Source organism: Hyphomicrobium sp. 99, assembly GCF_000384335.2.
Taxonomy (GTDB): domain Bacteria; phylum Pseudomonadota; class Alphaproteobacteria; order Rhizobiales; family Hyphomicrobiaceae; genus Hyphomicrobium_B.
Map to the genome: position 1 here is coordinate 3,277,064 of NZ_KQ031382.1, position 13,155 is coordinate 3,290,218.

General features: G+C 60.1%; 14 protein-coding genes. 8 read left to right on the top strand and 6 right to left on the bottom strand.

Annotated elements, in window-relative coordinates; all coding sequences use genetic code 11:
• Both G359_RS15840 and arfB read right to left on the bottom strand, forming a co-directional pair.
• A complete protein-coding gene (locus G359_RS15840) occupies positions 1-1,020 on the bottom strand; it encodes a glycosyltransferase family 2 protein (RefSeq protein ID WP_045836903.1) in 1,020 nt (339 codons plus the stop codon).
• A gap of 175 nt (positions 1,021-1,195) precedes the next feature.
• A complete protein-coding gene (gene arfB / locus G359_RS15845) occupies positions 1,196-1,615 on the bottom strand; it encodes an alternative ribosome rescue aminoacyl-tRNA hydrolase ArfB (RefSeq protein ID WP_045836904.1) in 420 nt (139 codons plus the stop codon).
• Between the two features lie 384 nt (positions 1,616-1,999).
• Here arfB and G359_RS15850 point away from each other — a divergent pair, with 384 nt between their 5' ends.
• Positions 2,000-2,332 carry a hypothetical protein gene (locus G359_RS15850; RefSeq protein ID WP_156150796.1) on the top strand — a complete coding sequence of 111 codons (333 nt, stop codon included), beginning with the start codon at positions 2,000-2,002 and terminating at the stop codon, positions 2,330-2,332.
• Positions 2,333-2,688: 356 nt separating this feature from the next.
• Here the strand turns inward: G359_RS15850 and G359_RS15855 are convergent, their stop codons facing one another.
• On the bottom strand, positions 2,689-3,585 hold the full coding sequence (locus G359_RS15855; RefSeq protein ID WP_045836906.1) for a branched-chain amino acid aminotransferase: 897 nt from the start codon (positions 3,583-3,585) through the stop codon (positions 2,689-2,691).
• A 195-nt stretch (positions 3,586-3,780) separates the two neighbouring features.
• Here G359_RS15855 and G359_RS15860 point away from each other — a divergent pair, with 195 nt between their 5' ends.
• The 3 genes from G359_RS15860 to G359_RS15870 are packed head-to-tail and all read left to right on the top strand — an operon-like array spanning position 3,781 to position 6,543.
• The gene (locus G359_RS15860) at positions 3,781-4,365 is read left to right on the top strand and encodes a MarR family winged helix-turn-helix transcriptional regulator (RefSeq protein ID WP_082072964.1); all 585 of its coding nucleotides are present in this window, start codon (positions 3,781-3,783) and stop codon (positions 4,363-4,365) included.
• Entirely contained in the window at positions 4,362-5,078 is a 717-nt protein-coding gene (locus tag G359_RS15865; protein ID WP_045836907.1) for a response regulator, read from the top strand. Before G359_RS15860 ends, G359_RS15865 begins: the two co-directional genes overlap by 4 nt.
• A gap of 52 nt (positions 5,079-5,130) precedes the next feature.
• On the top strand, positions 5,131-6,543 hold the full coding sequence (locus G359_RS15870; protein WP_045836908.1) for an ATP-binding protein: 1,413 nt from the start codon (positions 5,131-5,133) through the stop codon (positions 6,541-6,543).
• Between the two features lie 261 nt (positions 6,544-6,804).
• On the opposite strand, the gene proC is transcribed toward G359_RS15870, so the two are convergent.
• The 3 genes from proC to G359_RS15885 all read right to left on the bottom strand — a co-directional run bounded on the left by proC (position 6,805) and on the right by G359_RS15885 (position 8,716).
• The gene (gene proC, locus G359_RS15875) at positions 6,805-7,635 is read right to left on the bottom strand and encodes a pyrroline-5-carboxylate reductase (RefSeq protein ID WP_045836909.1); all 831 of its coding nucleotides are present in this window, start codon (positions 7,633-7,635) and stop codon (positions 6,805-6,807) included.
• 48 nt (positions 7,636-7,683) lie between these two features.
• Positions 7,684-8,181, bottom strand: coding sequence for a type III secretion system chaperone family protein (locus tag G359_RS15880; protein WP_045836910.1), 498 nt, complete (start codon positions 8,179-8,181; stop codon positions 7,684-7,686).
• 256 nt (positions 8,182-8,437) lie between these two features.
• Positions 8,438-8,716, bottom strand: a complete 279-nt coding sequence (locus G359_RS15885; RefSeq protein ID WP_045836911.1) for an accessory factor UbiK family protein — start codon at positions 8,714-8,716, stop codon at positions 8,438-8,440.
• Positions 8,717-8,924: 208 nt separating this feature from the next.
• Between G359_RS15885 and lgt the strand changes: the two genes are divergently transcribed.
• The 4 genes from lgt (at position 8,925) to G359_RS15905 (ending at position 12,986) form a co-directional block, all read left to right on the top strand.
• Positions 8,925-9,764: a prolipoprotein diacylglyceryl transferase gene (lgt, locus tag G359_RS15890; protein WP_045836912.1), complete on the top strand. Its 840-nt coding sequence runs from the start codon at positions 8,925-8,927 to the stop codon at positions 9,762-9,764.
• Positions 9,761-10,900 (top strand): class I SAM-dependent methyltransferase, encoded by a 1,140-nt coding sequence (locus tag G359_RS15895; RefSeq protein ID WP_052699412.1) that lies wholly within the window; start codon positions 9,761-9,763, stop codon positions 10,898-10,900. Before lgt ends, G359_RS15895 begins: the two co-directional genes overlap by 4 nt.
• Before the next feature lie 25 nt (positions 10,901-10,925).
• Positions 10,926-11,714: a peptidoglycan editing factor PgeF gene (gene pgeF, locus G359_RS15900; RefSeq protein WP_045836913.1), complete on the top strand. Its 789-nt coding sequence runs from the start codon at positions 10,926-10,928 to the stop codon at positions 11,712-11,714.
• 204 nt (positions 11,715-11,918) lie between these two features.
• A complete protein-coding gene (locus G359_RS15905; protein ID WP_245280064.1) occupies positions 11,919-12,986 on the top strand; it encodes a RodZ family helix-turn-helix domain-containing protein in 1,068 nt (355 codons plus the stop codon).
• Positions 12,987-13,155: the final 169 nt, after the last annotated feature.

A 13,155-nucleotide genomic window follows, 5' to 3' on the forward strand; every position in this document is an offset into this window, starting at 1 on the left:
TTAATCGTTACGATGCTCCCGCTGCGAGCCAAGAACTCGTTTGCGGATGGACCGTCGCCACCGCTCTAAATGCCGGCCCATACTGCGCCGCCGCACCCTCTTTGTAGCGAGTACGGAACCTTTCACTGGAGCGCGCCTGAACTCCGGCATGCCATTGGCTCTGATCGCTTCGATCGCATCTTGAAATGCAACCTCGCCCCATCGGTGCGCACCCTTGCGCTGCATTTCCTGCCACGACGCATAGATGTCAGCATCGATCCATGAATTTGATGCGTGAAGCCTGCGGTAAACGAGAGCCTTTTGGAGGAACAAGGTCCCCCCTAACGCATGGGCTCCCTGGGCCAGATAGCCGTCCGCGCATGTCTTGTAGGCAAGCTTTTTATTGGGCTTGAGGTAATTCAGTGCAGCTCGCCGGAACATCATCGCTGACGTGGACGTCCAATGCCACCCGGGTATTGTCGCCCAGACGAAAAGGAGCCTCGACTTTTCGGGTTTGCGCGCTTCGAGATATTTGCCGTAGGGCCGCATCCCGGCGGTATGGAGGTCACCCCTCAACTCACTTCCAATTATGCCGCGTTCGCTCGTCAGGTATTGTTCGGTTGAAACGATCGGGCACATGACGCCGACGTTCAAATGCGCGGCGAGCGTGTCTTCCAGAAACGTCTCGGTATACCTGTCGTCGGGGTCAAGCAAGCAGACGAAATCGCCCGTTGTCTGCTCAACGCCGGCGAAGAAGGCCGGGACCTGCCCGACATTTTCACCCAGGGCGTGGATCGTCAATCGACTGTCGTTTATCTCAGCGACGATCTTGATTGCCGCGTCGCGGTGCGCTGCATCCGATCCGTCATCGACAACGACGCATTCCCAATTTTCGTGAGTTTGATCAAGGATAGAGAGAATGGCCTCTCGGAGGTGATCCGAATAATTGCGGTGCGTGATAACGACCGAAACCAGAGGATTATGCCACTTAGCACGGTCCAGGCTAATGCCCGACGGTTCGCTGATTCCGCTACCGTCCATTCAGCCCCCCACTTCTTTTATACCCAATACGAATATATCCCCTCCGCAGTCGTGGGACAAGCGTACCAGCGGCAAATGCCCACTAGTCAGTCAATGTCAGAATAGATTGGTGCGAGCATCATACCGCGCGATTTCGAGGGCGATGAGCGCGCGCTTCGCTGCTAAATAACGCCCATCATTCGAAATCGACTTTTCGGCTGCGCATCTTCTTGACGCGCCCGCGCACAGTCTTGGCCTTGATCCGCTCCTCGCGTGCGCCGCGGGAAGGTTTCGTTTTGATCCTGAGCTTCGGACGCTCCAGCGAGGTCTCGATGAGTTCGATGAGCCGCGATCGGGCATCGGCTCTATTCTGTTCCTGACTGCGAAAGCGATCGGCCTGGATGACGATGATCCCTTCGATCGTCAAACGGCGCCCCGCCAGACGTTTCAGCTTGTCGCGCGCATAATCAGGAATGGACTTATTGGCATCGAGATCGAAACGCAGCTCGACCGCTGTTGAAACCTTGTTGACGTTCTGCCCGCCAGGCCCCGACGCCCTCACGAACCGCTCCTCGAGTTCTGTTTCTGCGATCTCGATGGCGTCCGTCACGCGCATGCCCAGTCAGTCCTATTCTTCCGTCAGCTGATTTCTGACCACGCTTCGGCGACTGGTCGATTCATTTGAGAGATGTATCACCGCACCCTCGAAGAGCAATCCAAGTGGAGAAGCGAGGCCGCTCCCGGCAGCGTCGAACACTCTAGGTTGCAAAACCGGGGCATCACTCGTAGCATTTGCTCGACTGGTCTCGCAAATCTGGAACCGATTGAGCGGCTGCCGCGTAGGGGACGAGGACGGGGCGTCGACAGATATTGGTTCACATTCGAGCAATTCCGTTTACTGCCTCTTTAACAGTCTCCACCTAGCGTGATGAGGGATTACCCATCGAATCGGTGTTTCATCGCTTTTGAAACATGCGGCCAAGAGGTCGAGCACAGCGCCATGCGATCTGCGACGTCAACGACAATCTCTTCGATGGATACGGCCATTCGCAGCGCCCAATGGGGGCGATCCACCCGCTTCATCGGCATCGCAATCGCTTCGCTCGGTCCGGCAATATTCTGGTGCCTCGCCATCCAGCTGGCTGCCTACGGGATGGGAATCTCGCTCTCGACGACAACGATAGGCGCAGTGTTTGCAACCATCGCCCTATTTCTTTTCGCGGTTTGCGCCCCGATCATGTTGCGCAAGCCCACCGCCGAAACCCTGGTAACGGCGCCACCCGTAGCGGTCTCAAAGACGAGATCCGGTCCGGATCGCGCGAACGCGCACTAACTGCCGGCCCAGTCGCAAACCAACTGCTCGCAAATGCGCCTTCTCGAACCGCCGCCGATGCACGGTCCGCGCACGGTCTCGCAACGCCGGCAGGAATAAGATGACAAACATCCACGCCAGCCTCGGCCGCGCTTAAAATTGCAAGTCATAAGAACCTGGCAGTCGCGCTGAATACCGGGTCCACCGCCTGGGCCCTCCTGAGCCAAGGCGGTGTCCAAACCGCAGAAAGCGGTTATCAGTCCAGCGAAGAGAAGTAATGCTCTCGCCATCTAGAGTACCGGAAAAGTTTAAGCCGCAAATCGCGAGCATCAACCTCTCCGATCCTCAGTGCAAGTCGTAATCGCCGGTGCTAACCGCTATTCTGCGGCAGCGCGCTTCTTCGGTTTCACCAGTTCCATATAATCGTTGAGCAGCTTTTCGGTGATCAAACCGGGCTTGTATTTGTGCTCGCCGATTTCAGAAACCGGAGTGACTTCCGCCGCCGTACCCGTGATGAAGCACTCGCTGAACGAGCTGAGTTCTTCCGGCATGATCACACGTTCGACGACCGTGATGCCGCGCGCCTTCGCAAGATCGATCACTGTGCGCCGCGTAATGCCGTTGAGGAAGCAATCGGCTTCCGGAGTATGGAGCACGCCATCCTTGACGAAGAAGATGTTAGCGCCCGTGCACTCGGCGACGCGGCCGCGCCAATCGAGCATCAACGCATCCGAATAGCCGGCGCGCTCGGCGCGGTGTTTCTCGATCGTGCAGATCATATAAAGACCTGCAGCCTTTGCTCGCGACGGCGCACACGCCGGATCGGGGCGGCGATAGACGGCATTCGTGATGCGAATACCCTTGAGACGCTGCTCCATCGGAAAATAGGAGCCCCAGTCCCAAGCCGCGATCGCGAGATGGATTTTCGCGTTTTGCGCTGAAACACCCATCTGCTCGCTACCCCGCCACGCGACCGGGCGAACGTAGCAATCGGAGAGCTTGTTGGCGGCGATGACATCGCGGCAAGCCTGGTCGATCTCGGCGACCGAATAGGGAATTTCGAAATCCAAGATCCGGGCGCTCTCCACCAGGCGCTCGCTGTGCTCGGTGAGCTTGAAGATCTCACCCCCATACGCGCGCTCACCCTCAAACACCGAGCTCGCATAGTGCAGAGCGTGGGTCAGCAGGTGAACCTTCGCATCGCGCCAGGGGACAAGAGCCCCGTCAACCCAGATGAGCCCATCACGATCATGAAAGGGGATGAGGTCGGCCATACGAGTCTAAGTCCTTCCCGAGCTTTATGGTTAGCGGTACTGGAGGTTTGCCGGACGTCTCGGAACGCTGGGGCGTGGCAGCCTGAAACCGCCAGGAAGCGGGGCTTCAGTTCGCCGTGCGCAGAAGCAGAGACCTGCCGGGGCAAGCCAGCATTTTGGCTTGCAACAGAATACAATCGAGGCCAATAAGTCAACATGACTGACATAACGTCAGAAGGCTCGTCAAAACACGTTGCCGCATCTGGGCATTCGGCCGCTCCCGCAGCCGCCGATGGCCGGCCCTCCGCGCTCGTCGATCTGATCGCGTACATAGAGCTTTTCTATTTCGCCTATCGCGACTTTACCTGCGACCCAGATGCCATTCTGTCTCAATACGGCTTCGGCCGCGCGCATCATCGCGTATTGCATTTCGTGCATCGCAATCCGGGCCTGAAGGTCGCGGAATTGCTGGAAATTTTGAAGATAACCAAGCAGTCCCTGGCGCGCGTTCTGAAGCAGCTCGTCGACGAGGGATTCATCATTCAGAAAGCCGGAAACGAGGATCGGCGTGAACGTCGGTTATACCTCTCGGCCAAAGGCACACGGTTGAACGATAAACTGACACAAATTCAGGCCAAACGCATCGAGGGGGCGCTCGCGAACCTCGGCCCAGGAGCCGATGCCGTAGCGCGGAATTTTCTTTTTGGGATGATCACAGAAAAAGACCGGCCCCAGGTTGAAACCCTCATCAAGGGGCAGCGCACCGACCCATCGGAAACTGCACCAGATTGCAACCCATGAGAGCCCTGATGGCCCAGGATCGAGCCGAACCGTTAGCGGACAATGCCCCGCACATACTGGTTGTAGATGATGACCAGAAGATCAGAGGATTGCTTGGCCGCTTCTTGTCGAGCAACGGCTTCCGCGTAACCGAAGCCGCCGACGCCGCCGCTGCACGTGCCTTCATGCGCGGCTTGTCATTCGATCTCGTTCTCCTCGACGTCATGATGCCGGGCGAATGCGGCTTGTCCCTCGCCCGCGATCTGAAGCTGACGCGGCCTGTCCCGATCTGCATGTTGACGGCCCTCGCCGAAGCTCAAGACCGGATTTCAGGTCTCGAAGCCGGCGTCGACGACTATGTCTCGAAGCCGTTCGATCCGCGCGAACTGCTGCTCCGCTTACGTAACATCCTGCGCCGGGGCCAAGTGCAAACCGCCCCACGCGATGAAATCCGGATGGGCGGCTGCGTGTTCAGCATCGCTCGCGGCGAACTGAAACGCGATGACGAAGCCATCAAACTCACCGAACGCGAACGCGATCTCTTGAGGCTTTTCTCGCAACGCATTGGCGTCGCGGTTCCCCGCCACGAGCTTTCGAGCGATGACAGCACGGGCAGCGAGCGCGCGATAGACGTGCAGATCAATCGCCTGCGACGCAAGATCGAGGCGGATCCATCAAACCCTGTCTATCTGCAGACTGTCAGAGGCAAGGGCTACATTCTCTACACGGATTGAACGCGATAACCGGCTTGGTCCCGGACACGCGAATGGCGGAAAAATTACTTCAATGGCTGTTGTGCCCGAAACGACACCGGATACCGGCAGCGACGCCTCACGATATCGTCGCTTCCGCGAGCATCCCTATGTCGTGGGCCTGCTCAACATCGGCGCCGAGATGCTCCCGAAGGGCCTCTACGCCCGGGCGCTGCTCATCATCATCACGCCGATCGTCGTCCTTGAAGGTGTCATAGCGTTCGCGTTCATGGAACGACATTGGCAGGCCGTGACGCGCCGCCTGTCGGAAGCGACTGCGCGTGACATTGCAGCGTTGATTGAAGTCTACGAGGATCTGCCGAAATCGGACGGCGCTCAAAAGATCATCGATCTCGCGCGTGATCGCCTAAGTCTGCAAATGGAGGTTTTGCCGAACGGCGATCTTCCACCGCCAGGGCCGAAGCCGTTTTTCCGTTTGCTTGACCGCGCCCTCTCGAACGAGTTGCGCAAGCACGTCCAGCTGCCATTCTGGATCGACACCGTCGGCGATCAGAACGTCGAGATCCGCGTGAAACTCGACGACGCCATTTTGCGCTTCGTCGCCACGCGAAGCCAAACCTACGCATCGAACTCGCATATCTTCCTGCTTTGGATGGTGGGCTCATCCGTCATCCTGCTCACGGTCGCGATCCTCTTTCTGCGCAATCAGATCCGGCCGATCTTGCGGCTCGCCGATGCGGCCGACGCCTTCGGTAAAGGGCGCGGCATCCCTGAAGATTTCAGGCCGCGCGGCGCGCGCGAAGTCCGCCAGGCTGCCCTCGCCTTCCTGCAGATGCGCGACCGCATCAAGCAGCACGTCGAACAACGGACCACGATGCTCGCTGGCGTCAGTCACGACTTGCGAACGGTGCTGACGCGGTTCAAGCTCGAACTGGCGCTGCTCGACGACACGCCCGAAACACGCGCGCTCTCGGGCGACGTCGACGAAATGCAGCACATGCTCGAGGACTATCTGGCATTCGCCAAGGGCGACGGCGGCGAAGAAGCCAAGCCGACGAACTTGAAGGAGCTGCTGGAAGAGATCGTCGACGACGCATCGATCTATGCTTGCACCATCGATCTCAAGATCCGCAAAAGCAAAGGCGACATCGTCTTGCCGCTGAAACGGCAAGCCCTGAAGCGCGCCATCATGAACCTCGTGACGAACGCCGCCCGCTTCGGCGACCGCATCATCATCCGCGTCGCGCCGGAAGGCCGATGGGTGCGGATCGAGGTCGATGACGACGGCCCCGGCATCCCTGAGCACGAGCGCGAGAACGTCTTCCGTCCATTCTACCGGCTGGATCACGCCCGCAATCAGGACGAAGGCAACAGCGGCCTCGGTCTCGTCATCGCCCGCGATATTGCCAAGAGCCACGGCGGCGAGATCGCCCTCGGCGAAAGCTCCATGGGCGGCCTACGCGCGATTATTTCCCTGCCGAAGTAGGAAAAAATCTCGAAATATCGTTCTATTCTAATAAGTTACGACGTCAAACCACACGGCTTTGTGATTTGACCGTTATGTTATGAAGTTACAATTTGGGGGACATCGGAACCGGGGGCCAAACCCGTCGACTTCGGCAAGGTGTCCTCCAAGCCTGCAGTCACCGGTACCGAACTTCCCGATCGCCGGGGCCGCCACAGCCCATTCGGGAAGCCACGCTTGTAGCCGCGAACTGAGATCGAGACCGAAAAATCCCAGCCCCGATCAACGTCCCAGTTCGCGGCCACGTTTTTGCGCGGCTAACACAGCTTCTCTCATGAGTTCCTTGAGACCGCTCCCCTCGCGCATCAGCACCGCGAGCGCCGCAGCCGTGGTGCCGCCGGGCGACGTCACGTTGCGCCTCAGCGTTTCAGGATCGGTTTGCGATTGATTGAGGAGTTCGCCCGAACCTGAGACGGTTGCGCGCGCCAGCTTCTTCGCCGTCGCCTCATCGAGACCCGCCGCGACACCCGCCTCCGCGAGAGCTTCTGCCAGAAGGAAAACGTAAGCCGGCCCCGAGCCCGAGACGGCCGTTACCGCATCGATGAGACTTTCATCATCGACCCAAACGACCTCGCCGACCGCTCCGAGCAGGCTCTCACAAGCCTCCCTTTGCGCCGCCGTCGCATGAGCGTTGGCGACGACACCCGTGATGCCGCGACCGATGGCGGCCGGGGTATTCGGCATGGCGCGAATAACAGCGGTGCCCGGGGGCAAATGGCGTTCGAAACTCGCGAGCGTCTTACCCGCTGCGATGGATATGACCACGGTCTCAGGGCCTGAGACTTTCGCGAGCGCCGGAAAAACGTCGTCCATCACCTGCGGCTTTACCGCGACGACGATAACCGCAGGCGCACGATCGAGCGGGCTCAGATTGCCCGCCACCGCCTTGATGCCGTGTCGGTTTGCAAGATCGAGAGCCGCGCCCGAGAGATTAGGCTCTTGGATGATGATACTCGCTGGATCGAGACCTCGTTCGATCCAGCCTTCCAGTAGGCTAGCGCCCATCTTCCCGGCGCCCGCAAGCACCACCGGACCATTCAATTTCAACGACATTCTGGGGTTTCCTCGGCGAAGAACGCCGAACCCGTAACGGCGTCCGGCTTAAGCCTGACCCTGCGTCTCGAACATCGTCGAAACCAGGGCTTCTTTGCTCTCCTTACCCGCCCAAACCACGAACTGGAAGGCTTGATAGTAGCGCTCGCAGCCTTCGAGAGCCGCCTTCAGCATCGCCTCGCACTGCCGGACCGTCGCAACGGTGCCGTTGAGCAGAAGCGCGTGACGGAACATCACGAGGCCTTCCTGCGTCCAGAGATCGAAGTGACCGAGCCAAAGCTGCTCGTTGATCTGCGCGATCAGGCGATACATTTCCGTCAATCGGTTCGAGGGAACGCGGAAATCGAACGCACAAGCGAGATGCAAGGCTTCGAGGTCGTCCCGCCAGTTGATCGAAATGTGGTAATCAGCCCACGTCCCGGCGACGATGAGCGTCAGCTCCTCATCGCTCGCCCGTTCGCACGGCCAGTCGTGGCTCTGCGCAAGCTGTTCGATGAGATCGATCGGATTGAGAACGCGGTCAGAACCCTGTTCCGCAACTGCCATTGATGTCGTTCTCCAAGTCTGCCGCGCGCCGGGATGGCCTAACGAACGACGCAAAACACTCAAATTCAAATGCGCCGCTTAGTGCTGCGCCGGACAAAACCAGACGCCCATACGAGTCGCAAGCTGACCCGACCGGCGCGCAAACCTTGTCCACGATCAAAGTGGCAAAGCCCGGGCGCGCCGGGGTCTAGAAGGCGGTTCACCAACGTTTGCTGGTGAAAAGCCGCTTAAGCTGTGGATGCTTTGAACGCACGCTTCAAACCGTCGAGGTGCCTTGCAGCGAGAGCTGCGCGACCTGCGCCTCGAGCACTGCAACGCGCGCCGCCAGCGCTTCGTTCTCCTGACGCGCTTTTTGCGCCATCTCGCGCACCGCTTCGAAGTCTTCGCGCGTCACGACATTCATTTCCCGCAGGAACTTCTCGGCCTGGCCGCGAAAGATCGCCTCCGTCTCTTTTTTGAGGCCGTCGGCCGCCCCGGCGGCTTCCGTCATGAGCTTGGCAAAGTCGTCGAAGAGTCTGTTCGTCGTCTGGGTCATTGGGGGTCTCGGAATTGAGGGTGTTCACAAGTTATGGCGATTGCAGCCCAGGGCCGCAAGCTCAAGGCCGCTCGCGCGCCCCGAAGAGCCGGTCGCGGGCCAAACGATGCCCGCTTGACTTTGCTCAGGGGTTCCCAAACAACGCTTCGCAGTCAGGCTTTCTCAGGGCCTTGATACGGCCAATTGCCGAACCTCGCTCGGAGCGCCGATGACACCTCTCGCCCTTCTGACCTACCCCAATATCGACCCCATCGCGATCGAGTTCGGCCCCATATCGGTCAAGTGGTACGGCCTCGCCTACATGTCCGGGCTTCTGCTCGGCTGGCTGTATGTCCGTCGCCTGATCTCGACGCCGAAGCTCTGGCGGGGAGACAAGGCCCCGATGACGCTGGAGCGCGTGGACGACCTTCTGCTCTTTATGACGGCAGCCGTCATCATCGGCGGCCGCCTCGGGCAGGTTCTGCTCTACGACCCCGACTTCTACTTTGCGAACCCGGGAGAGATCCTCAAAGTCTGGAAAGGCGGGATGAGCTTCCATGGCGCGCTCATCGCATCCGCGCTGCTGATCCTGCTCTTCGCCCGCGTCTATAAGGTCAACGCACGCTCGGTCATGGACCTCTGCTGTGCCGCCGTACCGATCGGCATCTTCTTCGGCCGCGTCGCCAATTTCATCAACTCGGAGCATTGGGGCCGCGTGACCGACGCCTATGTCGGCATGGTCTTTCCGAATGGCGGAGAAAACCCGCGCCATCCGAGCCAACTCTATGAAGCTCTGCTCGAAGGCCTCGTGATGTTCATCATCATAAGGTTCGCAACCCATCATCTGTTTGCGTTGAAGCGTCCGGGCCTGACGACCGGCATCTGGCTCGTCTGGTACGCGATCGCCCGCGGCATCTGCGAGTTCTTCCGCGAACCCGAACCCGATCACATCTTGAACATCGGTCCCTTTACCGCGGGACAAGTCTATTGCCTGCCCATGCTGTTGCTCGGCATCTATATGATCTGGACTGCGAACCGGAACAACGCTGCCGGAAAGGCCGTCGTGTGACCGTAGAAACTGGATTGCGTCGCGATACGCCGCTGTCCCGGCGGATCAAGGAGAGAATCCGCCGCGACGGGCCGATGACGGTCCAGACCTACATGTCGATCTGCCTTTGGGACCCGGACTACGGCTACTACCGGACGCGGCCGGTGTTCGGCGCCGCCGGCGACTTCATCACCGCAGCCGATATCAGCCAGGTTTTCGGCGAACTGATCGGCGTGTGGGCGGGCGTCGTCTGGCAGGGCGTGCTCGGCGCACCCAATCCCGTCACGCTTGTGGAATACGGCCCCGGACGCGGCACGATGATGCGCGACGTGCTCCGCGCCGCACGCATAGTTCCGGGTTTTGCAAATGTCGTGCGTGTCCATCTGGTGGAAGGCAGCGACGCCCTCGCCGAAATCCAAAGCGCAACACTCACAGACTTCCAAAGCGCGCTGAGCTGGGGGCGCGAACTCGATGAATTCAATCCGCCCGCCATCATCTTCGCCAATGAATTCCTCGATGCCTGGCCCGTCGCGCAGTGGGTCAAGACGGCTTCCGGCTGGCACATCCGTGGTGTCACGCTCGATGCAATGGGCGAACTGCAATTCGCGGGCATCGACAGAAACTGCCCGCACGAAGCGTTCGAAGCACTTCTGCCGAATGCGCCGCCAGGAACGGTCATCGAGTCCCAGCGCCTCGACCAGCTCGCGGAAGCCCTGAAAGCCCTCGCCGAGCGCGGCCCCGTCGCATTTCTGACGATCGATTACGGTCACACGACACCCGCAGCAGGCGACACGCTGCAGGCCGTCCGCGAACACAAGTATGAATCGCCTCTGACCTCGCCCGGCGAAGCCGACCTAACGGTTCACGTCAATTTCTATGATCTGGCCTCCACGCTGCACCGCGCGGGCTTCGTTCTTGATGGTCCCGTCACCCAGGCGGAATTTCTCGGCGCCCTCGGCATCGTCGAAAGGGCATCGCGCTTGATGTCGGCAAACCCAGCGCGCGCCGGTGAAATCGAGATGGGCGTCGCGCGGCTCTTGGCGCCGAATGGAATGGGCTCGCGTTTCAAGGTTCTCGCCGCCCGTTCGCCCGGCTTGCCCTCGCTCCCGGGTTTCAGCGCCGCCCGCGTGACGAGCGATGCGCCCGGATCGATGTGATCAACGTAATGAAGGTCAGCGCAGAATGACGCTCAAACCGATCGAAGCGCGAACCCTGCACGCGGTCGCCGGCATTCGTCACGGATTTTTCACACGCGCAGGCGGCGTCTCAACCGGCCTCTACGAGAGCCTCAACTGCGGCATCGGCTCGAACGATGATAAAGCGCTCGTTCTTGAGAACCGTCGGCGCATCGGATTGCACCTCTGCGGCAACGAATTGAAATTCGGTTCTGGCGTCGTCACGCTCTATCAGGAGCATGGCACGACCGCATTCGAAGTCACGGAGGCGCCATCGCGCGACGCCCTTCCCCACGCCGACGCCGTCGTCTCGAGAACGCCAGGGCTCGTCATCGGCGTGCTGACAGCCGATTGCACCCCCGTTCTCCTCGCCGACGGTGAGGCCGGCGTCGTCGCCGCCGCCCATGCAGGCTGGCGCGGCGCGCTCAACGGAATCGTCGATAGCGCCGTTCGCGAAATGGAGCGGCTTGGTGCTCGACGTGAGCGCATCGCGGCAGCGGTCGGCCCCTGCATCGGTCAGGCAGCCTACGAGGTCGGGCCCGAATTCGAAGCCGCCTTCCTGTCGCGCGATCCGGCATACGCCCGCTTCTTCAAGCGAACCGCCGATAATGCCAGGCCGCATTTCGATCTTTCGGGATTTGTTATGAGCCGGCTTGCATATGCGGGCGTTAGTAATACCGAGAACCTATCGCTCTGCACCTGTGAGAACGAATCGCTTTTCTTCAGCTACCGGCGTAAAACTCGTCGCGGGGAAGCGGATTACGGCCGACAAATCTCTGCCATCGTCGTGACGTAAGTGCACAATCCACAGCCAATGCCGAGGCAACACCTACGTTTACACGACCTGACAACAGTTTCGCCGGGCTGCCATCTGGACGGGCAGTCAAAGGCTGATCTAGAGGGATAAGGTCAGTTCCGGTAGTTTTCAGGGGAGTTCAGGCCGCGGGAGTAGCGTTTTCCGGCCGCCGGGAAGTCGCGGTTGGATAAGGGGGGACGTCCATTGACGACCTTTTGGTTTGCACGTGCGCGTGAGCGCAGAACGCGTCTACGGATGATCGGGCCGGTGCTTTTGGCCGCCGTCGCCACGATGGGACTAGGCGGCTGCGAGTCGGCGTCGAACATCTTGAGCGGTGGCGGCAACGCACCCCAAGCTTCGCTCACCCTTCCGCCGGCAACACCGGTCGCCGCACAGACGGCGAAAATTCAGATCGCGCCAGTCATCGGCTCGCCTGATAACGTGGCTCGCGATCTGCAATCGCAGCTCGCCTCGTCGATCGGCCGTGACGGTATTCAGGTTGCAACCGCAAACAACGCGACGGGCGAATACGTCGTGCGTGGCTACATCGTAGCGGCCCGCGAAAAGACGAAGGCCAAGATCTCCTACATCTGGGATATTACGGATCAGGCCGGAAAGCGCGTCCATCGCATCACGGGCGAAGAAATGATCGGCGGGGCCGGTAAAGACCCCTGGGCCTCAGTCACGCCGCCCGTCGTGCAAAGCATTGCCGATAAGACCTCGAAACAGATCGCAAGCTGGTTGGCGACGAGCGCAAGCGTTCCCGTCGCAGCCAATACCCCTGCAACGCCCGGTGCACCTTCGACCGTTGTCGCCTCGAATAACGCAGGCCCGGCGCCGAGCCCGTCCTATCCGACGGCGTCCAACGCACCGCCGCTCGCACCGACGACCGGCAGCATCTCGACATCGGGACCGATCACGGCGATCGTGCCGATGGTGACGGGCGCGCCCGGCGACGGCAGCTCCACGCTGACGACGGCCATCCAGCGCGAGCTGACCAAGAGTGGCTTGGCTCTCTCGAGTGTACCGAATGCCCAGGCCTACAAAGTCGAAGGCAAAGTCGCGATGGGCCAGAGCAAGGACGGCAAGCAGCCGATCCAGATCGACTGGAACGTCATCGACCCCACCGGCAAGAAGCTCGGCACTGTGTCGCAGAAGAACGAAGTACCGCAGGGCTCGCTCGACGGCTCTTGGGGCAAGACCGCCGACGCGGCCGCAGCGGCTGCCGCACAAGGAATTATCAAGCTTTTACCGGCGAAGAGCACAGATTAAGTAAACTGTGCGCGATATCACCCTAAAGCATCGTAACGATGACAACATTGGGCCCGGACAGTTGAACTGTCCGGGCCCAATTGCTACAAGCCCGCGCTTAAACGAGACTTTGGAGCGCAAATGCCTTTTGATGCCAAGGTTGACGCTCGAAGTTTGGATGGCCGGGGAA